This window comes from Yoonia sp. SDW83-1 (assembly GCF_046762885.1).
GTDB lineage: Bacteria > Pseudomonadota > Alphaproteobacteria > Rhodobacterales > Rhodobacteraceae > Yoonia.
Genome location: NZ_JBKQXO010000010.1, coordinates 58,189 through 83,554, shown reverse-complemented (window position 1 = coordinate 83,554; position 25,366 = coordinate 58,189). Strand labels below are relative to the sequence as shown.

At 57.6% G+C, this 25,366-nt stretch carries 22 protein-coding genes and 1 riboswitch; of the genes, 20 read left to right on the top strand and 2 right to left on the bottom strand.

The annotated features are described in order from the left end of the window. The first annotated feature begins 87 nt into the window (after window positions 1-87). The 12 genes from ACFWW4_RS14095 to ACFWW4_RS14040 all read left to right on the top strand — a co-directional run bounded on the left by ACFWW4_RS14095 (window position 88) and on the right by ACFWW4_RS14040 (window position 16,628). Window positions 88-735 (top strand): outer membrane protein, encoded by a 648-nt coding sequence (locus ACFWW4_RS14095; protein WP_411891447.1) that lies wholly within the window; start codon window positions 88-90, stop codon window positions 733-735. Between the two features lie 445 nt (window positions 736-1,180). Further along, window positions 1,181-1,843 carry a CerR family C-terminal domain-containing protein gene (locus ACFWW4_RS14090; protein ID WP_411891446.1) on the top strand — a complete coding sequence of 221 codons (663 nt, stop codon included), beginning with the start codon at window positions 1,181-1,183 and terminating at the stop codon, window positions 1,841-1,843. Then, the gene (locus tag ACFWW4_RS14085) at window positions 1,840-3,195 is read left to right on the top strand and encodes an efflux RND transporter periplasmic adaptor subunit (RefSeq protein WP_411891445.1); all 1,356 of its coding nucleotides are present in this window, start codon (window positions 1,840-1,842) and stop codon (window positions 3,193-3,195) included. Before ACFWW4_RS14090 ends, ACFWW4_RS14085 begins: the two co-directional genes overlap by 4 nt. Next, window positions 3,192-6,305 (top strand): efflux RND transporter permease subunit, encoded by a 3,114-nt coding sequence (locus ACFWW4_RS14080; protein WP_411891444.1) that lies wholly within the window; start codon window positions 3,192-3,194, stop codon window positions 6,303-6,305. The genes ACFWW4_RS14085 and ACFWW4_RS14080 overlap by 4 nt, the downstream gene beginning before the upstream one ends. A gap of 140 nt (window positions 6,306-6,445) precedes the next feature. After that, window positions 6,446-7,261 carry an alpha/beta hydrolase gene (locus tag ACFWW4_RS14075; RefSeq protein ID WP_411891443.1) on the top strand — a complete coding sequence of 272 codons (816 nt, stop codon included), beginning with the start codon at window positions 6,446-6,448 and terminating at the stop codon, window positions 7,259-7,261. Between the two features lie 12 nt (window positions 7,262-7,273). Further along, the gene (locus ACFWW4_RS14070) at window positions 7,274-8,608 is read left to right on the top strand and encodes a dicarboxylate/amino acid:cation symporter (protein ID WP_411891442.1); all 1,335 of its coding nucleotides are present in this window, start codon (window positions 7,274-7,276) and stop codon (window positions 8,606-8,608) included. Between the two features lie 65 nt (window positions 8,609-8,673). Further along, window positions 8,674-8,787: riboswitch (TPP riboswitch) on the top strand. Then, window positions 8,781-9,389 (top strand): YkoF family thiamine/hydroxymethylpyrimidine-binding protein, encoded by a 609-nt coding sequence (locus ACFWW4_RS14065; protein WP_411891441.1) that lies wholly within the window; start codon window positions 8,781-8,783, stop codon window positions 9,387-9,389. (Overlaps the previous riboswitch by 7 nt.) Window positions 9,390-9,393: 4 nt before the next feature. Continuing rightward, the gene (locus tag ACFWW4_RS14060) at window positions 9,394-10,182 is read left to right on the top strand and encodes an ABC transporter permease (protein ID WP_411891440.1); all 789 of its coding nucleotides are present in this window, start codon (window positions 9,394-9,396) and stop codon (window positions 10,180-10,182) included. Further along, window positions 10,179-10,931 (top strand): ABC transporter ATP-binding protein, encoded by a 753-nt coding sequence (locus ACFWW4_RS14055; protein WP_411891439.1) that lies wholly within the window; start codon window positions 10,179-10,181, stop codon window positions 10,929-10,931. The genes ACFWW4_RS14060 and ACFWW4_RS14055 overlap by 4 nt, the downstream gene beginning before the upstream one ends. Beyond that, window positions 10,931-11,914: an ABC transporter substrate-binding protein gene (locus ACFWW4_RS14050; protein ID WP_411891438.1), complete on the top strand. Its 984-nt coding sequence runs from the start codon at window positions 10,931-10,933 to the stop codon at window positions 11,912-11,914. The genes ACFWW4_RS14055 and ACFWW4_RS14050 overlap by 1 nt, the downstream gene beginning before the upstream one ends. A gap of 288 nt (window positions 11,915-12,202) precedes the next feature. Next, window positions 12,203-15,520: an adenylate/guanylate cyclase domain-containing protein gene (locus ACFWW4_RS14045; RefSeq protein ID WP_411891437.1), complete on the top strand. Its 3,318-nt coding sequence runs from the start codon at window positions 12,203-12,205 to the stop codon at window positions 15,518-15,520. Continuing rightward, on the top strand, window positions 15,513-16,628 hold the full coding sequence (locus ACFWW4_RS14040) for a hypothetical protein (RefSeq protein WP_411891436.1): 1,116 nt from the start codon (window positions 15,513-15,515) through the stop codon (window positions 16,626-16,628). The genes ACFWW4_RS14045 and ACFWW4_RS14040 overlap by 8 nt, the downstream gene beginning before the upstream one ends. A gap of 47 nt (window positions 16,629-16,675) precedes the next feature. On the opposite strand, the gene ACFWW4_RS14035 is transcribed toward ACFWW4_RS14040, so the two are convergent. Then, a complete protein-coding gene (locus tag ACFWW4_RS14035) occupies window positions 16,676-16,975 on the bottom strand; it encodes a hypothetical protein (RefSeq protein WP_393933094.1) in 300 nt (99 codons plus the stop codon). 159 nt (window positions 16,976-17,134) lie between these two features. Here ACFWW4_RS14035 and ACFWW4_RS14030 point away from each other — a divergent pair, with 159 nt between their 5' ends. From ACFWW4_RS14030 to ACFWW4_RS13995, 8 genes are all read left to right on the top strand, one after another. Then, window positions 17,135-17,515: a YkgJ family cysteine cluster protein gene (locus tag ACFWW4_RS14030; protein ID WP_411891435.1), complete on the top strand. Its 381-nt coding sequence runs from the start codon at window positions 17,135-17,137 to the stop codon at window positions 17,513-17,515. Between the two features lie 107 nt (window positions 17,516-17,622). Then, window positions 17,623-18,342 (top strand): DUF4129 domain-containing protein, encoded by a 720-nt coding sequence (locus ACFWW4_RS14025; RefSeq protein ID WP_411891434.1) that lies wholly within the window; start codon window positions 17,623-17,625, stop codon window positions 18,340-18,342. Next, window positions 18,339-19,646: a hypothetical protein gene (locus ACFWW4_RS14020; protein ID WP_411891433.1), complete on the top strand. Its 1,308-nt coding sequence runs from the start codon at window positions 18,339-18,341 to the stop codon at window positions 19,644-19,646. Before ACFWW4_RS14025 ends, ACFWW4_RS14020 begins: the two co-directional genes overlap by 4 nt. Then, a complete protein-coding gene (locus tag ACFWW4_RS14015; protein ID WP_411891432.1) occupies window positions 19,636-20,592 on the top strand; it encodes an AAA family ATPase in 957 nt (318 codons plus the stop codon). The genes ACFWW4_RS14020 and ACFWW4_RS14015 overlap by 11 nt, the downstream gene beginning before the upstream one ends. Before the next feature lie 47 nt (window positions 20,593-20,639). Continuing rightward, complete coding sequence (locus tag ACFWW4_RS14010; RefSeq protein ID WP_411891431.1) at window positions 20,640-21,887, top strand: DUF58 domain-containing protein; 1,248 nt, start codon at window positions 20,640-20,642, stop codon at window positions 21,885-21,887. After that, a complete protein-coding gene (locus ACFWW4_RS14005; protein WP_411891430.1) occupies window positions 21,887-22,885 on the top strand; it encodes a stage II sporulation protein M in 999 nt (332 codons plus the stop codon). The genes ACFWW4_RS14010 and ACFWW4_RS14005 overlap by 1 nt, the downstream gene beginning before the upstream one ends. Next, window positions 22,882-23,805 (top strand): RDD family protein, encoded by a 924-nt coding sequence (locus ACFWW4_RS14000; RefSeq protein WP_411891429.1) that lies wholly within the window; start codon window positions 22,882-22,884, stop codon window positions 23,803-23,805. The genes ACFWW4_RS14005 and ACFWW4_RS14000 overlap by 4 nt, the downstream gene beginning before the upstream one ends. Window positions 23,806-23,948: 143 nt before the next feature. Then, the gene (locus ACFWW4_RS13995) at window positions 23,949-24,758 is read left to right on the top strand and encodes a hypothetical protein (protein WP_393933078.1); all 810 of its coding nucleotides are present in this window, start codon (window positions 23,949-23,951) and stop codon (window positions 24,756-24,758) included. A 63-nt stretch (window positions 24,759-24,821) separates the two neighbouring features. Here ACFWW4_RS13995 and ACFWW4_RS13990 read toward each other — a convergent pair whose 3' ends face one another. After that, a complete protein-coding gene (locus ACFWW4_RS13990; RefSeq protein ID WP_411891428.1) occupies window positions 24,822-25,352 on the bottom strand; it encodes an RNA 2'-phosphotransferase in 531 nt (176 codons plus the stop codon). Window positions 25,353-25,366 lie beyond the last annotated feature (14 nt).

Genomic DNA, 25,366 nt, shown 5'->3' with positions numbered 1-25,366 from the left:
AGCTTAGCGATCACTTAATGTTTTGTTGTCAGACTAGGCACTCGGACCTAACTCTTATTTCAAGACCACTCACGTCGGGAAACGTTGATGATCCGCGCAATTGCTGCCAGCATATGCCTAATCGCCGCACCAGCCGCTGCTACCGCAGAGGTTGAGTTAAGCTTTTATGGCGGAATCCAGTCTGCACCCTCATCTGACATTGCGATTCGCGGCGACGACGTGATTGCCGACGACGATTTCTCTCAAGACTGGGAGGGACGGTCGTCAAGTGCACCACCATATTACGGTATCCGCGCCACGCGCTGGCAGTCCGATACATTTGGCTATGGTTTGGACTTTACGCATAACAAGGTCTATCCCAAGAATGACGAGTTGCCGGCTGGCTACGAGGTATTGGAATTCACCGACGGTCTGAACACCCTCACGGTTAACGCCTACCGGCGCTGGTCTGGTGCGTTTGGTGAGGTAACCCCTTACGTCGGTGGTGGGCTGGGTGTTTCGCTGCCCCATGTGGAGGTGACAAGTGCCACGTCCGAAACATTTGGATACCAGTTAACTGGCCCCGCGGCGACCTGGATCGCCGGTGCCACCTACCCGATTAACGATCAATGGTCGGTCTTTGGTGAGTACAAGGGTACTTTTTCATCAAATACAGCCGATCTTGATACCGGCGGCACGTTAGAAACCGACATCGTTACCAACGCCGTCAACCTGGGTGTCAGCTTTAACTTCTGAACTCGCTTTTCGTTGAAATGGCGTTGTAAGAATTCCTGACCTCACTTTGGCTGCTATTTTCCTAAGCGACCTTGCCGGGAAACTTACCAGAACGGTTGCATTTTCATGCCACCGCAAGTGTTGGTTTAGTGCGAATTCCGACAAAAAAGAATCAGTGTTTGACTTCAAGACAGGTGTAACCGTTGGGCTTGCGTCACCTCCGTGAAGACCTGCGTTTCACATTCTCCAGCGATGCTCTAACTAGCGAAACATGCTCAGTTAAATGATGCTGCGATGTGCAGCATGGTATTTATCTAAGCCATACAAAGACCTCTCTGAGCGTAAGGAGCAACGCAGAGAATAGCACTCTTCTGGAACTGATCAGCAGTATCCAAATTCAAACGCTTGATTGATTTCTTGCAATACGGTATCCGAAATCAAACACTTGTTTGAATCGGATTGGCAAATGCGCGCCTCTCAGCTAACAAAAACGAACCCGGACGACAGCACGACCAAGGCCGAGCTGATCCACGCAGCCCTCAGACACTTCGGGGAGGATGGATACGATACGGCGTCTCTACGTTCCATTGTAAGCGACGCGGGGCAGAACATTTCATCAATCAAATACCACTTCGGCTCCAAAGAGGGCCTGTACGACGCCTGTGTGGTAACGGTTGCGCGGCGCATTAGCTTCGAGGGCCCAGGCGCAATGCTCGATTCTATTGCAGACGACCCACACAGCTTGACGCCGGAAAATGCGCGTAGCGCAATCCGGGTGATTATTGGCGCCGTTATCCGGGACGCACACCAACCGGAATCGCGGTCCGACACGAAATTCATGCGTCGGGAAATCCTGCTGGGCGGGCGCGGGGCCGACCTGTTTCTGCGCGAAGTACTTGGCGTACATATTGATCTTATGGCCGCGCTCTTGTGTCGCGCGGAAGATCTGCCCCCAGAAAGTCCAGCAGCACGCCTGCGCGCGCTTGGGATTATCGGGCAGACGACTTTCTTTCTGACCGCTGACATCCTGACAAAAAAGGCGATGGGATGGGATCGCCTCAGCAACCGCGTTCCCGAACTGATTGATGCGATCTATCCGATGCAACGCAACCCGAAAGCACTGGCATGAATTGGCGTGTACTATTGTTTATCCCCGCCATCGCGCTTGGGATCGGCGCATTTCTCGTGATCAACAACCGTGCACCCGCGCCAGCAAGCATAAATGACGAACGTCTGCTCGTCCCAGTTCGCGTAACCGAGGTGACCCTGAAACCTGTGCCGGTCTCGGTCACGGGATACGGTCGGGTCGAACCGGTGCGGACATGGGAAGGCATAAGCCAGGTTGATGGTCGCATAACTGAAACGACAGACGGGCTTGCCGTCGGTGGCTTTGTCTCTGAAGGTGAAGTGATCTTGCGTGTTGACCCACGTGACTACGAGATTGCGCGCGACCGCGCCATCGCCAATCTGGCGATTGCCGAAGCACAATTGGCCGAATTGGATGCACAAGAAGAAAACACAGCCGAGCAGCTTGAGCTAGAGAGCCAGATTGAAGAGGTCGTGCAGGCGGACGTGGATCGTCGATCAACGCTGGTAGAAAGAGGCTCCACAGCAATCGCATCGCTGGAACAGGCGCAGCGCGATCTGATTTCTCAGAAACGTCGCGTCCTCGATCTTGAAAATGCACTCGCGCTGTTCCCGGTGCAACGCAGCAGCGCTGAAGCAACGCTCGCCTCTCGCCGCGTCGACCTCGAAGAGGCCGAGCGACAACTGGCAAACACACAGATCATCGCGCCTTTCAACGGTCGTATCCTTGAAGAGAACGCATCGGAAGGTGTCTACATTCGCCCCGGCGACCGGTTGCTAACCATCGCAGCCATAGAAGCGGTCGAAGTGATTGCAGAAATCCAGCCCGCCGCAATGTCCGAGGCATTGATGCTTTTACTTCCAGACGCCGCGGACGTTATTGAACGATTTAACCCGTTTGAAGGGGACGCAGCCATAAGCGCTCTGAATGCGGCCGGCATTGAGGCTACCGTCATTCTTTCCCAAGGAGGAGAGCATCGCTATCCTGCAAAGGTCGTGCGTCTCGACGGGTCGGTTGACAACGCAACCGGAACGCTTGGCATCGTTGTGCAGGTGCACAATGCTGGCACGCCCGATGCCGCAACCAGGCGCCCGCCACTCACGAACGGCACCTTTGTATCCGTCCTTTTCCACGGAACAACCAATGAACCCCTTGCCCGTGTGCCCCGGTCGACTTTGATCGAAGAGCAGGATGGTGCGTATGTCTACGTGGTTGATATTGACACCCGGCTTGCCCGGCAAGACGTCACCGTCGCAGGGCGCAGCGCGGGGGATATTGTTCTTTCCAGCGGATTGGAGAACGGGGATATGCTTGTGCTGAGCCCGCCGGAACCTGCGATCCTGGGGGCGTTCCTCGCGCCAGTTGCGAATGATGAAGAGGCCGCGCATCAATGATCCGGTACTTCGTCTATCACCCGGTTGCCGCGAATATCCTGATGATTGCAGCCTGCATATTGGGGCTTTCAGTCTTACCTGATATCGAACGCGAAAGCTTTCCGGAGTTTACGCCCTCACGTGTGACCGTTGGTGTCACTTATCCTGGGGCCTCGGCCATCGACGTGGATGAGCAGATCTGTGCGGAACTTGACAGCGCCTTGAACGGCTTATCCCAACTGGACGATATCGAATGTCAATCAACCGAAGGCCGCGCGACGCTAACGCTTACCATGGTCGAAGACGGCGATATCTCGCAATTCTTCAACGATGCCCTGTCAGAGGTACAGGCAGTCCAAAACCTTCCCACTGACGCAGGGGAGCCCACCGTCACGATTGCGGGCCAAGAGGAGCAGATTGTGCTTTTGGCGGTGTCAGGGATCGACGGTCCGGGCGGGCTTCTACGATATGCCGACGAGTTGGCTGAGCGTCTGTCCGCGCTGCCCCTCGTCGCCGATGCCGCAGTGGGCGGGATCAGCGCGCAGGAATTTCGTGTGGCGCTCGATCAGGCAGCGTTGCGGCGCTATGGAATGTCGGCACGCGATGTGATCGACGCAATCAATGCGCGATCATTCAACGAACCACTTGGAACCGCGCAAACCGATGCGCTCGATGTCACCTTACGCTATGAAGGGGTGCGCCGGACCGCCGCGAGCCTGGAAGAGATTGTCATCCGCGAAACCAGCGCTGGCGGTTTCGTGCGGGTGTCGGATGTGGCTGAGGTCCGTTTGACCGCCGCCCAGCCAGAGCTGCAATCGTTCATCAATGGCTCAGAGGCCGCAACTGTCCGGGTTCTGAAAACTGGTACAGCAGATGCAATCGACGCATTTGCGCAAGTGCACGAGGTGATCGCGGCCGAAGAGGCCCGACTGCAAGACCCGTTTGAAATTACCATCGTCAACAACGAAACTGAAAACATTCAGGATAGAATTCGCGTCGTCGCTGAAAACACGATGATCGGCCTCTTGCTGGTTCTGTTTGTTATGTCGCTGGTGTTCAGCCTCAAAGAGGCGTTCTGGATTTCCGCAACACTGCCTATCAGTTTTCTCGGGGCGTTTTTCATCATGAGTGTTCTTGGTGTCACCATCAATATGATCTCGCTCATTGCAATGCTGATGGCGGTGGGCCTGATCATGGATGACAGTATCGTCATTGCTGACAATATCGACAAATGGCGGACCAAAGGCGGATTGCGACAAGCGTCTCATCGCGGCTCTGCTGAGGTTGCACCAGGTGTCTTTTCATCGTTTTTGACAACCGCGTGCGTGTTCACCCCCCTGATGTTTCTCTCCGGCGAGTTGGGCTCGATCCTCGAGGTCGTCCCCGTTGTGCTGCTGGTTGTTCTGGCGGTCAGTCTGGCAGAGGCCTTCCTCGTCCTGCCCAATCACCTCAGTCACGTCACAGCAGATCGCAACAAGCAAAGCCAACGGCTGGTTCCGCGCATGATCAAGACATTGACCGAGAGGGTCGTGTTGCCAATTACGCGCATCTGTGTGGAATGGCGCTATGCCACGCTTGGTCTGACATTTGGTGTGCTGATCGCCAGTGTCGGTTTTGTGACCTCCGGCATTGTAAAGGTTGTGGGCTTCCCCACCACAGAGGGCGACACAGTTGAAGCACGCATCGCACTCACCCCGGGATCACCGCTAGAGCGCACCGAAGCCGTTGTTGCGCGCCTGCTATCGGGTATCGAAACGGTGAATGATGATCAGAGCCCTCTGACGGACGGTGCCCAGCCACTTGTTGAACGGCTGTTGGTCCGTCATGCAACCAATCAGGACGTGCGCAGCAATGGACCTCATACCGTAACCGTCACCGTTGATCTACTGGAGAGCGCGCAGCGAAACATTTCAGCCGATGAGGTCGCGCAGCGCTGGGAGAACGAAACGGGTCATCTCACGGATATCTCACAATCAAGCTTCATCCAAACCTCCGGCACGCCGGGTGGGTCAGACCTTGATGTGCAGTTAGCTTCGCGCGATCTGGATCAGCTTGAACGCGCGACCGCGGATCTCTACGCCCGGCTGATCGCCCGGCCCGATGTCACCGGGGCGTACAATGATTTTTCGACCGGCCAAGCGCAGATTGAACTTAGTCTGAATGACTTCGGTGCCGCCACAGGATTGACGCCGCAAAATCTGACTGGCCAACTCCGCGCAGCCTTCTCCGGCTCTGAGACAGATGAATTCTCGCAAGGTTTTTCCGATATCGCGGTGCGGGTGGAGATTGCTGACACAGTACCCACAATAGCCGAACTTGAGCAGTTCCCCATTGTTCTGCCAGGCGGTGCAAGCACGCCACTTGCGCAAGTAGCTGACATCCAGTCGGTCAAAGGATACACGCAAATTACGCGCCAGAATGGTCAGGCAGTCGCGCGGATCATCGGGCAGATCGACCGAGATGTGACAACATCGACCGCAATCTCAAACGAAATCACCAGCGTCTACGCACCCCAGATCGCAGAACTTTATCCAGATGTCAGTGTCGGCATAGGGGGTGCGACCGAAGCGCAGCAAGAGACCCAAAGCTCGATCATCACCGCGCTGCTGATAGGGCTTGTGGGCGTGTATCTGATCCTTGCCTATCAGTTCCATTCTTACACACTGCCCCTTGTCGTGATGCTGTCGATCCCGTTTGCGATCATCGGTGTAATCATGGGGCATATGGTCGTCGGGATCGATCTGTCGATGCCGAGTTTCATCGGCTTTGCCTCTCTCGCCGGCATTGTCGTGAACAACGCAATCCTGTTCCTGACATTTTTTGAAATGGAAAGCGAAGAGAGTGCAGCAGAAGGTGCGATTGAAGCTGTGCGGCACAGGTTCCGCCCTGTGCTTCTAAGCTTCACAACGACTTTTGTGGGTCTCCTGCCTATCATCTTTGAAACGTCACCTCAGGCCCAAACGATGGTGCCGCTCGTGACAGCCGTGGCCTTTGGTCTGCTGTCCTCAACAATTCTCACAATCTTCGTTCTCCCTTCGGCACTCACGATCTACTTTGACTGGGCAAACCTCCAGAAATGGCGCGACAGCCGCAGTTACGCTGACGATCTTGATTTGGTGCCAGCCGAATGATCGGTGATCGCCGTACTTTTCTTGCCGGAGCGGCAGCAATATGCATCAGCGGATGCACAGAGCGTGGGGCTTTGGCCGCTTTGTCGACAACACCGGCACATCAACGGCAACGGATCATATCGGCCACCAACAGGGCGTCCTTGGACAGCGCGACCCGCTCGGATCTTCTGTCGTTCTCCGCAATTGATGTTGCGGTACCGTCGGATCGTGACATCGGTACGGTGCCTGTCAGCGGTGCGAATGCGTTTTCGGTTCTTGCGCAGCAAAACCTGCCCGATGAACAGGCGCTAAGGAATGCACTGCAAGCCGCACCGCGCAATGCGCCTCTCACATTGTGGATCCACGGCTACAACAACACCGCGGCAGAGGCGATTTATCGACAGGCGCAGCTTGTGATTGATGCCCGGATGGAGGGTGCGCAAATGACCTTTGTCTGGCCGTCCGCCGCCACCGCACGAGGTTACATCCACGACCGGGACAGCGTTCTGCACGCACGTCAGCCGCTATCGGACCTAATCGACATACTTCACCGCGTCTGGCCAGGTGAGATCGTGCTGGTGGCACATTCACTCGGCGCCTTCCTTGCGATGGAAACCCTGTCCTGGCGCGCAAAAGACGGGCGTCGCGCCGGCGAGGATCTCCTCGGGCTAGTCCTGTTGCAGCCAGATATCGCAACCGATGTATTCCGCGCGCAAGTTGCGACAACGGGCGCGCTGCCACGGGTGTCCATCATCGTCGCCTCCTCAGCAGATCCAGCCTTGCGTGTATCCGCCAGGGTATCTCAATCAGAGCAACGGGTCGGTTCGCATACTGACCCGGCCTTCTACACGCAACTTGGGTTTCAATTGCTGGATGTCTCCCACTTTGATGACGCCCGCCAACCCCATCTGGTGGCTTTCAGTTCACCAGCTTTTCTGACTTATCTCGGCCGCCTCCAACGGCCCAATCTAGGCTAAAGCAGAGACACTATGAATTTGGCGCGATCCGCACCGGATACACCTGACGCACGCAGCGGATTTCAGTCGGTCCGTTTGCTGATCCGCACCCAGCTTTGGGCGCAGATCCTGCTGGCTCTCGTTCTCGGCGTTGGGATTGGTCTTTTGCTCTCACCCGAAACCGACACGATCCTGACCGTGCCTGTCGACCGGGTCGGCAATCTCGGGGCCTGGCTGAAGTTGCCGGGTGGCATTTTTCTGAACATGATCCAGATGATCGTGATCCCGCTGATTATCTCGTCGATCGCGCTTGGCCTGACTTCAGCGGGCGATCCGGCCTTCTTACGCAAGGCCAGCACGCGGATTGTACCGTATTTCGTCGGTACAACGACCATAGCCGTGCTGATTGGGGCGGCCCTGGCGAGCGGGCTAGAGCCAGGATCATACGTAACACTGTCCGATCCGGTTGACCTGCCAGCCACGGCACCGCCCGTTACAACCGAAGATATACCATTTGCAGCAAGAATACCCTCGCTCATACCAACCGGCCTGACCGCCGCCAGCCTCTCGCGCGACATGTTGCAGATCGTGCTCATCGCGGTCTTTCTTGGCGTCGCGCTGGTCGCATTGCCGACAAAAACTGCCCAACCGATGATTGATCTTCTTGGGGCTTTGCAGGCCGTCGCGCTCAAAATCGTGTCCTGGGCGATGCTGCTGGCCCCAATTGCCGTCTTCGGATTAATCTGCGAGTTCGTGATGCGCGCAGGGCTCGACGCCCTACTAGGCATGTCCGCCTACATCTTCAGCGTAATTGCAGGGCTGGCGCTGCTTTTGCTGATCTATTTGTGTATCGTGACCCTGCTCGCCCGCCGCAATCCATTGCAGTTTGCCCGCTCCATCCTCGACGCGCAATTGCTGGCCTTCGCGACGTCCAGTTCCGCCGCAACCATGCCTTTATCCATGCGGGTGGCGCTGGACCGGCTCAACGTCCGCCCTGCCATCGCCCGCTTCATCATCCCCCTCGGCGCGACTGTGAACATGGACGGCACCGCGCTTTATCAGGTGGTGGCGACCCTGTTCATGGCGCAGATCTACGGGGTCGCATTGGATCCAGCGTCCTTCGCGCTCATCATCGTCACAGTCGTCGGCGCCTCAATCGGCAGCCCCAGCACACCCGGCGTTGGTATCGTGATCCTTTCAGGTATTTTGTCCTCCATCGGGATCTCTCCGGAAGGTGTGGCCATATTGCTTGGTGTGGATCGACTGCTGGATATGTGCCGCACCGCGGTCAACGTATCCGGCGATCTGACCGCCTGCGTGGTCATGGACCGGTGGCTTTCAGAACCGGAACGGGACACTTCCGCTTAGGGCACAACGCAATGCCACTACACCCACACTTTCCGCTTGCCTTTCCGCACGGATCGATTGAAGTTCGCGGTACTCAGGGGTGCCGCGTATTGCCGTGGCTGAGATGCGGGTGCCAAACCTGCGGACCCTCAAAGCTGATCTGGATAATGCCAGCGTAGCAAGGAGGACAGAAATGTTTGCAGGCGCGCAAGTCTCTCTTTACCCGATGACCGATGGGTTCATCGACACCATCCTCTCTTCACTCGATGCACTTGATCCCTGGCGCGACAGGCTGCGCATCGAAACCGATGATATCTCGACCTTGATGGTCGGCCCGCCAGAGGTTCTTTTTCCCGCCCTGCGCGATCTTTATGTCGCTGCGGCCCGGTCCGGCCATCATATCGTGTTGCGGACGACCCTGTCGCGCGGGTGTCCTGGCGAACCCGATGATCCGATCTGCCGGACCGACGCGATGGCCAACCCGTCAGAACCCTTGGCATCACGTCAGAAGACTGCCCTTTCTGCCCTGTCTGGCGCCGCCAAAACGGATCAGACCGCCGATGCGCAGTTTTCGCTTTATGTCTTGGGCGCGGGTGATCACATGGCAGAGATCAGGGGCTGCATTGATTTCCTCAAACAAAGCGGCACGTTTGACCGGTCCAAGAATTTCTGCACCCGGCTGACCGGGGATGCAGGTCCGGTCTTTGCCACGCTTGAGCAGGCATTCTGCCAGTTCGGGCCGCCCAATGGACATGTCACGATTGACCTGACGGTATCCGCAAACAGCCCAAGCAAGCGCTGATCCCATGGTGCAACCCCTGCCCCGCCATCCCGGCGGAGGGCTGGCCCGCGGCATTCCTGCCGCCCTCAGCCTGCTTAGCGCCTTTCTGATCTGGGAACTTTATGTCCGCCTGTCGGGGATTTCGCCCCTGATGCTGCCTGCACCGTCGCGAGTGTTGAGCCAGATCGTGCTGAACCGGACGATGCTGTGGGACAATACGATCCCCACCCTGCGGGCGACTTTTGCGGGGTTCGCGCTGTCCCTCACCGTAGCCTTCGGGCTGTCGATCATGCTGGATTTCATGCCACGGGTGCGGCGGGCCTTGTTCCCGATCTTTGTTGTCAGTCAGACATTGCCCCTCGTCGCCATCGCACCTTTGGTGGTGCTCTGGTTCGGCTTCGATCTGACGCCGAAGGTCCTGCTGATCGCGCTGGTGACGTTCTTTCCGATGCTGGTCGCCCTGGTGGATGGTTATGCCGCAACCGATCCGGAGATTGAAAACCTGCTGCGGTCCATGGGGGCCACACGCCGCGTCATTTTCCGACGCGCGCGATTGCCTTCGGCGATGCCCTATTTCTTTGCCGGGCTGCGGATCTCGATCACCTATGCGGTCGTGGCCGCGATCTTTGCGGAATATGTGGGGGCGCGGGCCGGTCTGGGGATCGTCATCCTGAACGCGAAAAACAGTTTTCGGCCCGATCTTGTGCTGGCGGCTGTTGTGATCAGCTCTTTGCTCACCCTGATTTTTTTTGCCTGCACCGCGCTGATACAGCGCTCGGTCCTGCGCTGGCGCGACCACGGGGACGGCGCATGACAGTGCTGAGCATGCAGAACATCCGCCTGTCGCTGGGTGAGACCCCGGTGCTGGACGATATCAGCCTGCACCTGAACAACGGCGAGTTTGTCACGCTTCTGGGGCCATCAGGTGCAGGCAAATCGACGATCTTTCGGCTGCTCACCGGGGCCCTGACCCAGGATGCGGGTCGCGTGACATATGACGGCAATCCCCTTGCCGAAAACCCGCAGCGCTTTGCCTTCATGCCCCAGCGCGACGCACTGCTGCCATGGTGCCGGGTTCTGGATAATCTAACCTTGGGGCTAGAAGTGCGGGGCTTAGCCCGCAAGGCAGCGCGCGAACGGGTTTTGTCGCTCTTGGATGATTTCGGGTTGGCGGGTTTCGAACGGCACTACCCGGCCCAGCTATCAGGTGGCATGCGCCAGCGTGCGGCGCTGTTGCGCACCGTGGTGCAAGGCCAGCCCGTGCAGCTTCTTGATGAACCCTTTGGCGCGCTTGATGCGCTGACCCGGACCCAGATGCAGACATGGTTCGAAGAACGCTGGCGCACTGCACGCTGGACGACGCTCCTGATCACCCATGACGTGCGCGAGGCCGTGGCGCTGTCCGACAGGATCTACGTCCTGTCACCCCGTCCTGCCCGCATCCGCGCCGAAATCGCGGTCCCCGCACAGCGCCCACGCCTTGGGCAGCCGATCACGACAGAGGCACATGCGCTCGAGGCGCATCTGCTGGACATATTACTTAACCAAACCGGAGAAACCTGATGAAACACCTGATCACAGCCGCATTTTTCTGTGCCGCCCTTCCCGCCACGGCGCAGGAAAAGCTCAGCGTCGCGCTCGACTGGACACCCAATACCAACCATGTGGGACTATATGTGGCACAGGCGAAAGGTTGGTTCGACGATGCCGGTCTTGATGTCGATATCCTGCCCTATACCGATACCTCATCCGGGGCACTGGTTGCGACCGGCATCGCGGAATTCGGCATTCTGAGCGCCGTTGGTTTTCACACCCAGCGCGCCGCCGGCGCGGATATGACCGCCGTGATGGCGATTGTGCAGCACGAGACCGGGCGATTGGTCTTCAATGGTGAGCGCGACAATATACAACGCCCGGCTGATCTGGACGGCATGATCTACGCAGGCTTCGGCAGCGCGTGGGAGGAAGCGCTGATTTCAACCATTATCCGCAATGACGGGGGCGAAGGCGTATTTGATACGGTAACGCTTGGGACCTCGGCCTATGAAGCGCTGGCCAATGGCCGTGTTGATTTCACGCTTGAGATCAGCACCTGGGAAGGCGTGAACTCGGTTCTGCTGGACAGGCCGCAACGCGCCTTTCGCTATGCTGATTACGGTGTGCCCGATCAGCACACAACGCTGCTTGGCGGCAATAATACGTGGTTGGCCGCAAACCCGGATGCCGCGCGCGTATTTGTTCAGGCAACACAGCGTGGATATGAATTTGCCCAAAACAACCCGGCGCAAGCCGCCGATATCCTGATCGCTGAAACTGCCGGTATGCTGCCGAACCCGGCGCTCGTTCACGCCTCAATGGAGGCACTGGTCGCGGGCGGATATCTCCAAGAGCCGGGCGAACCCGTTGGTGTCATCGACGACGAGAAGATGGAGAGCATCAATCGCTTCCTGTTCGATGAAAATATCCTGCGCGACGAAAGCGGCATGCCGCTATCTACAATACCCGATGTGTCCAACTGGTTCACCAACAAATATCTGGCGCGCTGATTTCTGAACACCCCTCAGCCAGTCGACGGCAATATGCCCAGAGTTGATCCGCATTACTTACCAAGACCAAAAGGTAAGGAGAAGCTGACTTGTCAAACAAGGCCGGACAGCGCTTAATCGGTTAAGCGGCTGCTGGATTCATGTCTGGCGGATTGCTGTTGTAACCGCAGGGCGCCGTCAGGTGATCCGCGAACGCGGCAGTAAGAACAAGTCAGCTGTTTTGCAGGGGGTCAGGGGTGGCTCGCTTGAGCCGGAGTTCGGATCAAGAGTGCCTCAAAAAAACGATAAATGTCGGAAATCGCAAAATGGCTCAGTGAGGCCAATCTGGAAAAATACGCCGAGACGTTTCGCGCCGCCGCCATTGAGATGGATGTGGTCGGAGAGTTGAGCGAGGCGGACCTGATTGAACTGGGTCTGCCGCTGGGCGACCGGCGTCGTCTGCGCCGATTACTGAAAATGCGTCCTCCGACAGGCGTCGGCAGCACAACTGCCACCGACATAGCAACAATGACCGCTGAACATCGTCAGATCACGGTGCTGTTTTGCGATCTCGTCGGTTGGACCGCCCTGTCCAGACGGCATAATCCTGAGGATCTGAGCGATGCCTTGAATGAGTGCCGCGCGCTTTGGACCGCAGCGATCGAGCGTTACGATGGCTTTGTCGCGCAGCATCTGGGCGATGGGCTGATGGCCTATTTCGGACACCCGCAGGCCCATGAGGACGACGCGGAACGCGCCATTCTTGCCGGCCTTGATATCGTTGCCGCGATGGAGCAACTGCAGCAGTCAAAGGCACGCTCAATCAACCAGAGCCTCGCCATCAGGGTCGGCATCGCCACTGGCAAGGTGCTGGTTAACAAAACCACCACCGGCGCCCTGAAAGAAGTGGACGTTCTGGGCTATACGCCCAATTTCGCCGCCCGCCTGCAGGCGCTTGCCGGCGCAAACTCCGTCCTGGTCAGCGCAACAACAGCATCGCTCGCCCGGCACCGCTTTCACTTTGCCGAACGCGCCGATGTGGAAATCAAAGGGGTTGAAGGCAAGGTCAGCATCTTCGAGGTGATCCGCCGGGTCCGCAGTGATGAGGTACTGGCCAGCTATGTTGACAGCCTGCATTTGCCGGTCGTCGGGCGGATGCACGAGATCGGGCTGCTGGAAGATCGCTGGCATGCATCACAGCAGGGCGAAGGGCAGGTTGTGATCCTGTCTGGTGAGGCTGGCATTGGCAAATCGCGCACTGCTGACACGTTGTTTGAAAAGGTGAATGGGTTTGGAACCATCCGCATCCGACTGAACTGTTCGTCGTACTATTCCAACAGTTCGCTGCATCCGATCGTCGACTATGTTCTGACCCGCGCCTCCATCGCCGATAACGATCCGCCGACCGAAAAGTCAAAGAAGCTGAACAGCTTTCTTCTGACGCGCAACATCTCTGATGAGCAGGATCATTTGCTGTTCGCCGACTTGCTGTCGATCCCGGGTGAAATCGAACGCCTGCCGACCATGTCGTCAGAGCGGCAGAAAAAGGAAACCTTCAAAAGCATTGCAAAGCTTTTGCTGCACGCGGCTGATATTCGCCCGACCGTGATCATCTTCGAAGACGCCCATTGGGCCGATCCCACATCGCTTGAACTGCTTGAGGCGCTGTCGGTGCAGGTCCAGTCCCGCAGCGCATTGCTGATCGTCACCACCCGGGATGATCAGGCTATGCCCTTCAAAAAATTGCCCAACGTCACCAGCCTGCAACTCAGCCGTCTGACCCGGTCACAGGCCAGTGAAATCATCCGCAATATCTCTCCTCAGGTGCCGTTGGCCGACATGCTTGTCGATCAGATCCTTGAAAAATCAGACGGTATTCCACTGTTCCTTGAGGAAATCACAAAGACCGTCTGCGCCAATGTCAGTACCGACGACAATGCCGACCCGGCGGACACGTTCGGACAGATGTCCATTCCGGCGAGCTTGTATGATTCCCTGATGTCGCGTTTGGACAGCTTTCCCGAAATGCGGAACACGGTCGGTTGTGCTGCAACCATCGGCCGGGAATTTTCCGGTGCGCTTCTGGCCGATGTCCTGAAGATTGGACAGCAAGAGGCCCAACGCAGATGTACCATCCTGATCGAAGCCGGCCTTGTCTTTCAACATCGGCGCCGGTCAGAGGCGAGCTATATCTTCAAGCATGCGCTGGTTCAGGATGCCGTCTACGAAAGCATGACGCGCAGCGACCGCAAGGCATTACACGGCAAAATCGCCGCCAGCCTACAAGGCGCATTTCCGAACGTGGTCGAACAGGCGCCCGAAATCCTGGCACAGCACTACGACCGGGCTGGCGACGCTGAAAACGCGGCCACTTACTGGGAAAAGGCCGGCCGTTTCGCGATGGAGCATTCGGCCACCAAGGAAGCAACCGCACATCTCAAGCGGGCGATCGACATCCTTGACACACAGCCCGACGAACCGGCCCGCATCCGTCGCAAGATGTCTATGCTGACGGCCTACGGGGCCGCCCTGACCAGTGTGAAAGGCTACACCGCGTCCGAAACGGTAGACGCCTACCAGCGGGCCTGGGCGCTTTCAGAAGCATTTGATGATCCATCCTATTTCCACGAAATCATCTATGGGATGTGGAATTCCGCGCAGGTCGGGTCCGACTATGACTATGCGCAGTCGCTGGCAGACATGTGTCTGAAATACGCCAACAAGAACGGCGATGATGTATCCTGCCTTGTGGCCTATAACCTTTGCGGTGTGACTGCAGTTCTGCGCGGACAGCATGAAAGTGCAGGCAAGTATCTAGAAAAATCTGTCGAGATTTATGATCCCGTCCGCTTCCAGTCTCTTGCGCTAAGCACCGGCGAAGATCCGGGCGTGGAAAGCATGTCGTACCTGGCATTGAACCGTTGGTTCGTTGGCGATGCTAAGGCGGCCCTCGGTTGTGCAGATCGCTCAATCACAATGGCCCGGGAACTGGCCTATCAGCATTCGCTGATCTACGCGCTGTCGATGACGGGTGCGTTGCTGCACTTTGTCTCCATGCCCGATGACCTGATCCGCCGGGCCGATGAGATCATCAGCCTCGCCAAGAAGCAGGATTATCCGTTCTTTGTCGAATGGGCGCAGAACCTGAAGGGCTGGGCGCTGGTCGAAAACGGCCAGCATGATGAAGGCGCGGCCCTTATGGCCAACAAATGGGATCAGGGATTTTCAAAACTGCTGTTGTCCAAGGTCTGCCTGCGCACCGGGCAGATTAACGAAGGGCTGGATGGGATCGACAGATTGATCGCAAGCCAACCCTGCTATGCCCCCGAGGCGCAGCGGGTCAAGGGCGAGTTACTGCTGCTGGGGTCGGATGAAGACCGTCAACGGGCACGGCAGTGTTTTCTGGACGCTCTGCGTATTGCCAAAGGCCAAGGCGCTGCATCATTGGCATTGAGGGCCGCGATTAGTCTTGCCAGATCAGAGACAATAGTGGGAATGTCAGACGAGACGACCGATACGCTCAGGCAGTCATTGACGGCTGTGAAAGACAATTTGGTTACTCGCGACCTATTACAGGCAAATGAATTATTGAACGCACGCATGAAAAGGATTTCCACGGATGCATAATGCTGAAGTCGATGACCGCTTCGCTGCCGAAGCTGAGGCATTGCAGACATTTACAAAACTGGCCCGTAACGACCAGACGCTTCGGATGCACAACGTGTCCGCCGATCAGCTTTTCGCAAAGCAGCTGACGCCGACATCGTATGATCGCCAGACCTTGTTTCATAAAATGGCGCGCCAGGAACCAGCGCTTTTCGACGATTTCCCTGACCCACTGCAACCCACCACCATGGGCGTATTTCAGAACGGTGCCGACGGGGTGGTCAAACGGCTTTTGCGCAGTGAAAGCACCGACAGCTATCCGGTCCGGTTCGGGCGCGGCGACAGTCAGCAACACCTCACAATCTCGGAGATAATGCGCCGCTGGCGTGCGTCTGGCACTGTGCTCGGGATTACCGATCTGCCGGTCAGGACCAGCGATCTGGGCGACATCTTTGATCAGGATTTTCTGGCCCCTTGGAACATGATGCCGCTGGCGAGCGCTGCGATCAAAGAATTGGAGATGCTGACCTCGGTGATCAGTACGGCCGGTAAACTGACCGATTCACATTCCGACGACATGGCAGTTTGCAACCACTGCTTTGTCGGCAAGAAGCTATGGTTTGCGTGGGACACATATGAAGGGCTGGAAGCCGGGATCGAGGATGTGGAGCGAGTCGAGGTGCAGGGCCGGGCGGCATTCTCACTCGAACAGTTTTTGACCCTGGATGAAGCATTCTGGTTCTTTGTCGAACCGGGCGAAACGATCTTTCTGCCAGGCAAGTACACGCATCGCGTCTATACGCTGGAAGACTACATTGGCGTGGGCAGTTTCTACGTCAGCTTGCTGAATGTGCTTCACACCGCATCACGCTGGCACATCAACGGCTCGCTTTGGGACAAGGACACCAGCGACCAGAAGGGCCAGCTTGTCGATGACCTGTTCATGATCGCAACAGAATGCCTTGCCGCACTTGATGATGCCGATCCAGAGCTGCGACAGGCTTGGGGCTGCGATGCCATACCCGATGCGATCCGGCATTGGGAAAACGCCTACGCGCCGCGCATTACGGGACGTCCATCAATGAAGGCATTTGTCGGCGCCATGAAAGACGCCGCACAAAGGTCGTGAAAATGCGTTTGGGGCCAGCATCGCTGTCGGGCCCCAAAATCATCCTCTTACTTATGAGGGTTCTTCCGCGTTGGCGCTTCTTCATCCGGCTGTGGCGGTGCCTCTTCCGGGGTCTCCTTACCGGGTGTTTTCTTGGTGGGATTCTTTTTCTTCTTCGTCGGCGTCTTCTTGGTGCCGCCGCCACCCGCACGCAGGTCATGCAGGCATTTCAATGCCGCTGTGATATCCTCGATCTGGGCAACTGCAGAGTTCTGGGATCGAAGCAAAATTTCTTCGATTTTTCCAAGATGCTCCGGTGACAATTCGCTCAGGTCTGTTTCAAGTACAAATAATGTAAGATCGCTCAAAGCCATTCTCCTTTTAACTACATAAGAGCATGCTTCGCTCGTGACGCCCGGTCAAGTGAATAGAACAACGATCATTTGCTGGAACGGCCAGCAAAATACTTTAACCTCAACAATGCGGGGTGCGGCTGGGCATCGTCTGCACCATAGATGGAGATCCGCTTGCGACCTGACGGCTTTGATTGCACAAATTGCCCCGGCTATTGCTGCACCTATGACGAAATTCCGTTAACCGACGCGGATCTGGCCCGGCTGTCCGATCACCTTGGTGCAGCGCCGGACGATGTCATCACCCGGCACACAAAATATGGCCAGTTTCACGGCAAAAGCCGGTATCCCCTTCTTCTCAAACACAAACCAGACCGGCATTTCGGGACAATCTGCACGTTCTTTGACGAAGAGCAGCGACGATGCACAGTGTATGAGGGCCGCCCGGATACTTGCCGCAATTACCCCCATGCACCGAATTGCGGGTACTACGATTTTCTGGTCTTCGAACGTCAGTTGCAGGGCGACGATGATCATGTGGCCGTCACCCGCTAGATGTCACGGGGCTGAACTGACGTATTGATGTCACATCCGCGCCATTGTCAGCACATGATCCAACATCACGTTTGCGGCGCAGTTTCCATCAAGGGTATCACCGCCAAATGCATCGCTTCGGTTGTTTGATCCTTACCGGTTTTCTATTGCTGGGCGGTTTCCCCGCAACGCCGCAGGAGGCGGTGCAATCCCCCGCTGAAATCGGACCGTCAGGCGACGCCTATCTGAACGCCATCAATCGGAGCGGCATTGATCCCAATGTCGCCTATTACGATCCCACCGCGGCGGTCCCCCCACTGGAAACGGCACAACAACCCGAACCGGAACCTGATCGCTCGGACCCAAGCGGTATCAATGGCTACAACATCAGATGGCCGTCGGCTATTGTCGCTGCGCTTATCATCGCTGGCATCATCTATCTTTTCGCGCGCTTTGGCGGCGGGTTCCTGGTGGCATTGAACCCCGATGCCGACAATCCGGACCTAAACATCCGTCAGGGCCGCAGAAACGCCAAAAAACCGTCAGATGCGCCACCGCGCAGCCTGAAGGAAATTCTCAGCATGGCAGACCGGCGCGATGCGCTGGTTGCATTGGCACAGAATGCGCTGCGTGTCGCTGTCACCGCCAACGGGCTTTTGCTGCAGCAAAGCTGGACAAGCCGTGATGCCCTGCGCCGTCTTCCCGCCGACCAAAGCCATTTGGCGGCCCTGCGCAATCTGGTTCGCGCCAGTGAACGGGTCCAATTCGGCGGACGCGATGTGACAGAACCCGAATTCAAGGGTCACGTCGAACAGATCAGCCCGCTGTTTCGGGAGTTGTCGCGATGAGTGACAGCACAAACCAGCCCAAGGCCACGCCATTACGCCCCGAAATGCTGTTCATCGGCGTTTTTGCTGTGCTTTGCCTTGCCGTGCTGTGGTTTTTCTCAAGCCAGCAACAACAGCAATTGCGCGGGTCGGCCACCGGTTTTGACGGATTGCAGGTGTGGCTGTCGAGCGAGGGCCACGACGCCAACAGCTTTGCTGGTGGCTGGACGATTGATGCGGATACGATCGGCCTTCTGGTGATGCCGCTTTACGATACGGATCTTGGCGAAGACCGGGTTGCCCCGCAAACCAAGGAAGAGCTGATTTTCCAGCAAGATGAATATGATCTGGACCGGTTTGGCATCGGACGCAGGGCTGATCTTGTGCAAACCATGGCGGTTCTGCCCAAATGGCGGACCGGCCTGCGCCTGACCGGGCTGGGCCATCCCGCGCTTTTGGTTGACAGAACCGCCGCACAAAACACGCTACAGGATGTGGCCGGCGTATCGGTCGGCAAACTGCGGCACATACCGCGCCCCTTCAATGACTTCGCCTATACCGCAATCGATGGAACCCGCCTGACGGCACGGCTTTATGTGGCACAGGTCTTTGACGGCAACGGTTGCGCTCCGATCATCGGCGATGTCGGTGAAATGGTTCTGGGCTGGTGCACGAGCGGCGGTGGCGCCGATGTCCTCGTCCTGTCCGATCCGGATCTTTTGAGCAATCACGGCCTGCGTCTTGGCGACAATGCCCTGATCGCGGCGGACCTGCTGCCCAGCCTGGCGCAAGACGGCAAGATCCTGATCGATTACAGCCGTAGCGTCTGGATCACCGAAGACAGCCAGGTTGTCGCCCGTGACAGGACATGGGCCGATCTGAAGCGGTTTTTCGAATTTCCATTCTCGGTCCTTTGGTTGGGTGGCGCGATCCTCATGCTGATTGTGCTGTGGCGGGCCGGGTTGCGTTATGGCCCCATCGGTATGCCACAATCGAAACTGGGCGCCAGCAAGCTGCAGGCGATTGCGGCCCGCGCCCGCCTGATGCGGCTGACCGGTCAGGATGGGGCACTGCTGTCTGACTATGTGACGGCAAGGATCACAGCCGTCAGTTCAGCCATCTTTGGTGCAGCCTATCCGGGGGCTGCCGCAAAGGAAGCGGCATATCTCAAATACATCGCCCGCTCTGACCCGGCGCAAGCCGAACACCTGAGCAACCTTCTGGCCGAAATACGATCTCTGCCACCACAGATTTCATCCACACAAGCCATCACCTACGTCAACGCCTTTGAACGAACATTGGAGCAACTCGCCCATGACACTTGAAACACTCAGCACCCGCGCCGATGCCCTGCGGGACGAGATCGCCAAAACCGTCCGCGGTCAGGAAGAGATCGTCGATATGCTTTTGGTCGCGCTTTTCGCGCGCGGTCACGTCCTGCTCGAAGGGCCGCCCGGCACTGCCAAGACCCTGCTGGCGCGCAGCTTTGCCGCCGCCTTTGATCTGGATTTCGGACGCATCCAGTTCACGCCCGATCTGATGCCGGGCGACGTGCTCGGCACCTCGATCTTCAACTTCCAGACCAATGATTTCACCCTGACCAAAGGGCCGGTCTTCAGCCAGGTCCTGCTGGCCGACGAAATCAACCGCGCCCCGCCCAAAACCCAGGCGGCCCTGCTGCAGGCGATGAACGAACGCATGGTCAGTATCGACGGCACCGACCATTCGCTGGGCGACGAATTCATCGTCGTCGCAACCCAGAACCCGATTGAACAGCAAGGCACCTATCCTTTGCCCGAGGCGCAGCTGGATCGTTTCCTGTTCAAGCTGGTTGTCGATTTCCCGCCCGAAGCGGTTGAGATGGAAATCCTGCAGGCGCATGCCGCTGAACCGATCGAATCCCGCGCCTCGATGGACGGCAAAAACAAGGTCATGGGTGCCGAAACCCTGGCGGAAAGCCGTGCGGTAATCGACAGCATCATCCTGAAAGACGACATTCTGGCCTACATCCTGCGACTGGTTCGGGCAACGCGCGAGAATGCTGAAATCTCCTACGGTGCCTCCACCCGTGCGGCAGATGCCATCGCCACCGCTGCCCGCGCCGCTGCCGCGCTGGCTGGCCGGGACTTTGCCATCCCTGACGACGTGAAACGCCTGTTCGTCCCGGCGCTGCGCCACCGGATCGTGCTTGGCCCGACAGCGGAAATCGAAGGTCGTAACGCCGTGCAGGTCCTTGAAAACATTCTTGACCAGATCGAGGCCCCCCGCTGATCCGTCCATCCCGCAGATTGCTGATCTTCGGCGGGGGTGCCCTGCTGATGTCACTGCTGGCGACCTTCGTCGGCGACGCGCCCATGAGCGCGGCAATTGGGCTGTGGGTCATCCTTGGGGCCGCAGTCATCATCGATCTTGCTCTGTCCCTGTCGCGGGGAAAGGCCGTCGCGGTTGACTATCCACCAGAAGTCTTTGTGGGTGAAAATGTCGATCTGACCCTGACGGCCCAGAATGCGCCCAAAGGCTTGAAAGGGCAGATCGAATGGCCCGACGGCCTGTCAGGCGAACTGGACATCACATTCGCCCCGGCCGCCAAAGGCACCGCTAAGGCAAAGGTCACCTGCCGCGCCGTACGGCGGGGCACATGGCGCTGCGATCATCTTTGGCTCCTCTGGTCGTCCCGCTTTGGCCTGTTCGAGTTTGTGCCAAAGGTCCCTCTTGGACTGGAACTGAAGGTCGTACCGAACATTCGGCTGATCGAATCGGGCCAGATCACCACGTCGGTCAACTCAGCACTGTTCGGGATCAAGGAAAACCGCGCCATCGGCGAAGGGTCGGAATTTCACCAGTTGCAGGATTTCGTGCATGGCATGGACGTCAAATCCATCGACTGGAAACGCTCCGCCCGCCGCCGGTCACTGGTGGCCAAGGAACTCAGGGCCGAACGCAACCACCACGTCATCATCGCGCTCGATAACGGGTATCTGATGCGCGAAGAAATCGGCGGCATGCCCAAGATCGACCATGCGATCACCGCCGCCTTGGCGACGGCATGGGCCGCAACCATTGGCGGTGATCTGGTGGGCTTCTATTCCTATGATGTGCGCCCACGTGTCTTTTCTGCCCCAGCACCCGGACGGCTGGCCTTTGCGCAGATGCGCACGCGCACCGCCGATTTGTCCTATGTCAGCCGTGAAACAAACCACACACTGGCCATGACAGAGTTGAACGCGCGAACACCCAAGCGCAGCCTGATTATCGTCTTCACGGATTTCGTCGATACGACCTCGGCCGAACTGCTCATCGAAAATATCGGCATCCTGGCCCGCAGGCATCTGGTGATTTTCGTCACCATGCGCGACCCCCAGCTTGAGGCGCTCACCGGCGAACCACCCGCTGACATGGCCGGGGTCGCGCAACTGGTTTCCGCCGATCAGTCGATCAATGAACGCCGCATCGTGCTGGAACGTCTGACCCGGCTTGGGGTGACGGTGATCGACACGGAACCGGGCAAGGTCACCGCGCAACTCATCTCGCACTACCTCGAAATCAAAGCCAAAGAGTTGATCTGATGGAAAAACCTGATCTCATCCGCTCGGCCCGGTTTCGCAAGGAACGCGAAGAGGACTGGGCGCGGCTGGAAAAACTGGTGGCCAAAGCCGAAAGCCAGGGTCTGCACCGGATGAGCTTTGACGAGGCGCGCGATCTCGCCGCCCTCTACCGCGAGGGGACGACATCGCTGGCCATCGCCCGCGAAATCTCGCTCGACAAGGCGCTGCTGCATTACCTCGAGGCGCTGACAGCGCGCGCGTATCTAAGCGTCTACGCCCCACAGGAAAGCGTGCGTGGAGTCTTCAGCCGGTTCCTGCGCCGCGGCGCACCGCAAGCGATGCGACGGTCATGGCTGTTCATCGCGCTTGGGTTCCTTTGCATGGGGCTGGGTGCGCTGGCGGGCTATCTGCTCTATTTCGAAGACCCGGCCTGGTACTATGTCATGATGCCGCCTGAACTGGCGGGCGGACGGGGACCGGACGCATCAACGTCCTACCTGCGGTCCGTCATCTATGACGAGGATCCTGATGCCTCCGGGCTTGGGGCCTTCGCGACCTTCCTGTTCTCGCACAACACGCGGATCGCGATTTTTGTCTTTGGGCTGGGTGTCTTCCTTTGTGCGCCAGCCATCGCGCTGACATTCTACAACGGGCTGATCTTCGGGTCTTTCATCGCCCTTCACGTCGATCGGGGGCTGGGCTGGGATATCGCCGGTTGGCTATCGATTCATGGGGTCACTGAACTATCCGCCATTTGCATCGCCTGCGGCGGCGGGCTGCAATTGGGGGCCGCAATCCTGTTTCCTGGCCAACTCAGCCGGATTGAATCGCTCAGGCAAGCCGGGCGAGATGCCGCAAAACTCGCCATCGTGGCCGCCGTCATGCTGGTCGCCGCAGCACTACTGGAAGGGTTCGGGCGGCAATTGATCCAGGATATGAACACACGTCTGGCCATCGGCTGGGGGATCGGGCTGCTTTGGCTGCTCTGGTTCGCACTCGGCGGGAGGGCGCGGTCATGAAGTGGCGGCGGCGGGAAAAGAAGAAGCCAGCGCTTTACAACAGGGACGAGCTGATGCCGCCCGAAGGCGTGCCGCTGCACCTTGAGGTCGCAGGCGTCGGCGCTCGCATGGCAGCCCAGATCACTGACATCCTGATCACCGGGATCGGCGCCATCGCCATCATCATTCTTTTGGTGATGATCAATCTGACCTCACCACAGACATTAGGCGCGGTGGGTATGATGCTCTTTTTCATCATCCGCATCCCCTATTATGTCCTGACTGAACTTGCGTGGAACGGGCAGACGCTCGGCAAGAAGCTCATGAAAATCAAGGTCGTGTCACATGACGGTCTGTCGCTCAGCGCGCATTCCCTTGTCGTGCGCAACCTGATGAAAGAAGCCGAGATCTTTTTACCCGGCACCCTTGTCCTGACACTTGATGCGGCTTCTCCGATCTCATCTTTGATCGCATTTGCCTGGATCATCGGCACCCTGCTCGTCCCGGTGCTGAACAAGCGTCGGCAGCGGTTGGGCGATATGATCGCAGGCACCTATGTGATCCACCTGCCGATGCCGGTCCTGCTCAAGGATCTGGCGCAATCCGTACCGCAGCCGCAGTTGAAAAAGGGCAAATTCACCTTCCTGTCACACCAGTTGGACCATTACGGGGCGTTCGAATTGCAAACGCTTGAGGATTTGCTGCGCGCGCAGGAAAACCGGACCAGTGCCCAGATGAACGCCCACCAGAACGCCACGATTGAATCCGTCATCGAAAAGATCAGGCGCAAGATCAGCTATGCCGATCCGGTCAGCGCGCCCGACAGAGTCGCCTTCCTGCGCGCCTTCTACAACGCCCAGCGCGCGCATCTGGAACAGAAGCAATTGTTCGGCGAACGTCGCAAAAACAAATTTCACGCAGAACAAGACGATGAGAAGTGATGCAGTTTTGCTGCAACCCTGACCCATCGTCATTTTCATGCCTTTTTTCGGCATGATTATTCGCCGATGTAGCAACGGAAATATTCAAACGCCGTCCAAATGTCCCTGATCCGGGCGGACCTATCAACGAAAAAGGACCCTTTATGACAAGCAACCCTTCCCTTTCCGCAAATGCCGCACTTGGTGTCGGTCGCATCGTATCGGAAAGCTTCTCGATCCTGTTCCGCAACATCTTGGCGGTCATGATCCTTGGCTTCATCCCGTCTCTGATCGGGCTTCTGATCTCGGTCTTTATGAATGGGGCCGAATTGACGCTCGGCATCGGATCCGCAGACCCATTTGCTGCCGGTGACCCGTTTGCAGGTCCATCAATATCCGGCATCGTCATCTCAACTGTGCTGCAGTTGGCCATTCAGGGGATCACAATCGCCCTCTTGGTACAGATGGCCTATGACGCCAAGCTGGGTAACCCGGTTACGCCAGGCAAGTACATCTCGCCTGCGATCAAAGCTGTTGTTCCCATCGCCGTATTGTCGCTGGTTATCGGTATCCTCGCCGGTATCGGCTTTCTGCTGCTGATTATCCCAGGCTTGATCATCTATGCGATGTATTCGGTCACTACCCCCGCCATCATGATCGAAGGGGTCGGCTTTGGTGGCATGAGCCGTTCGGCACAACTGACCAAGGAATACCGCTGGCCAATCATCGGTGCGCTGGTCCTTTTGGGCATCTGCACAATCATAATCGGCATGATTGTCGGATTTGTCGTTGGTATCATCGTTCCGATTTTCGGCACAGGTACCGTTGGCATTGCCATTGGCATTCTGCTTTTTGCAGCCCTGAATGCGTTTATCTACGGTCTGTCCGGCATCGGTTCGGCCCTGATCTATGCCCGCTTGCGCGAGATAAAAGAAGGCATCGGCATCGACAAACTGGCAGCCGTCTTCGACTGATCAGCAGCTTTAGATAGTTGAATTCGGGCCACCATCCTCTGCTGGATGGCGGCCCGTTTCGTTTCAGTCGAGGGACAGATAAGTAGCTGGAACCTGATCAGTCAGCCAGACACCATTGTCCGCCTGAAAGAATAAATGACCATCCTTTGACATCTGGCCTGCTTTGATCTGCAGGATCACAGGCTTACCATGGCGCATACCAACTTTGATTGCGGTGTCGGTATCCGCCGACAGATGTACCTGCTGGCGGCCCCCGGGCAGCAACCCATTAGCCATGATCGATGCGACTGATGTGGTGGCAGTACCGTGATACAAGACATCGGGCGGTGTCACAGGCACCAGTCCCAGATCAACCTGCACGGAATGACCCTGCGCCGCACGAATACGCTTTTCGTCATCGGACAGGCTGAACCGCTTCTTGTCGGATGTGGCGACGATCTCGAACAAAGTCTCGCGCGTCATGGCGTTGTCCGTGCCTGCCAGCGCCGCCAGCAGATTGTCAACATCCACCCATCCCTGGGGGTCAAGAACCAGCCCGATCCTTCCCGGGTCATGGCGGAGCACGAGGCTCAGAAATTTGCTTGCCTGTTTCATCGTTCATGAGGGCG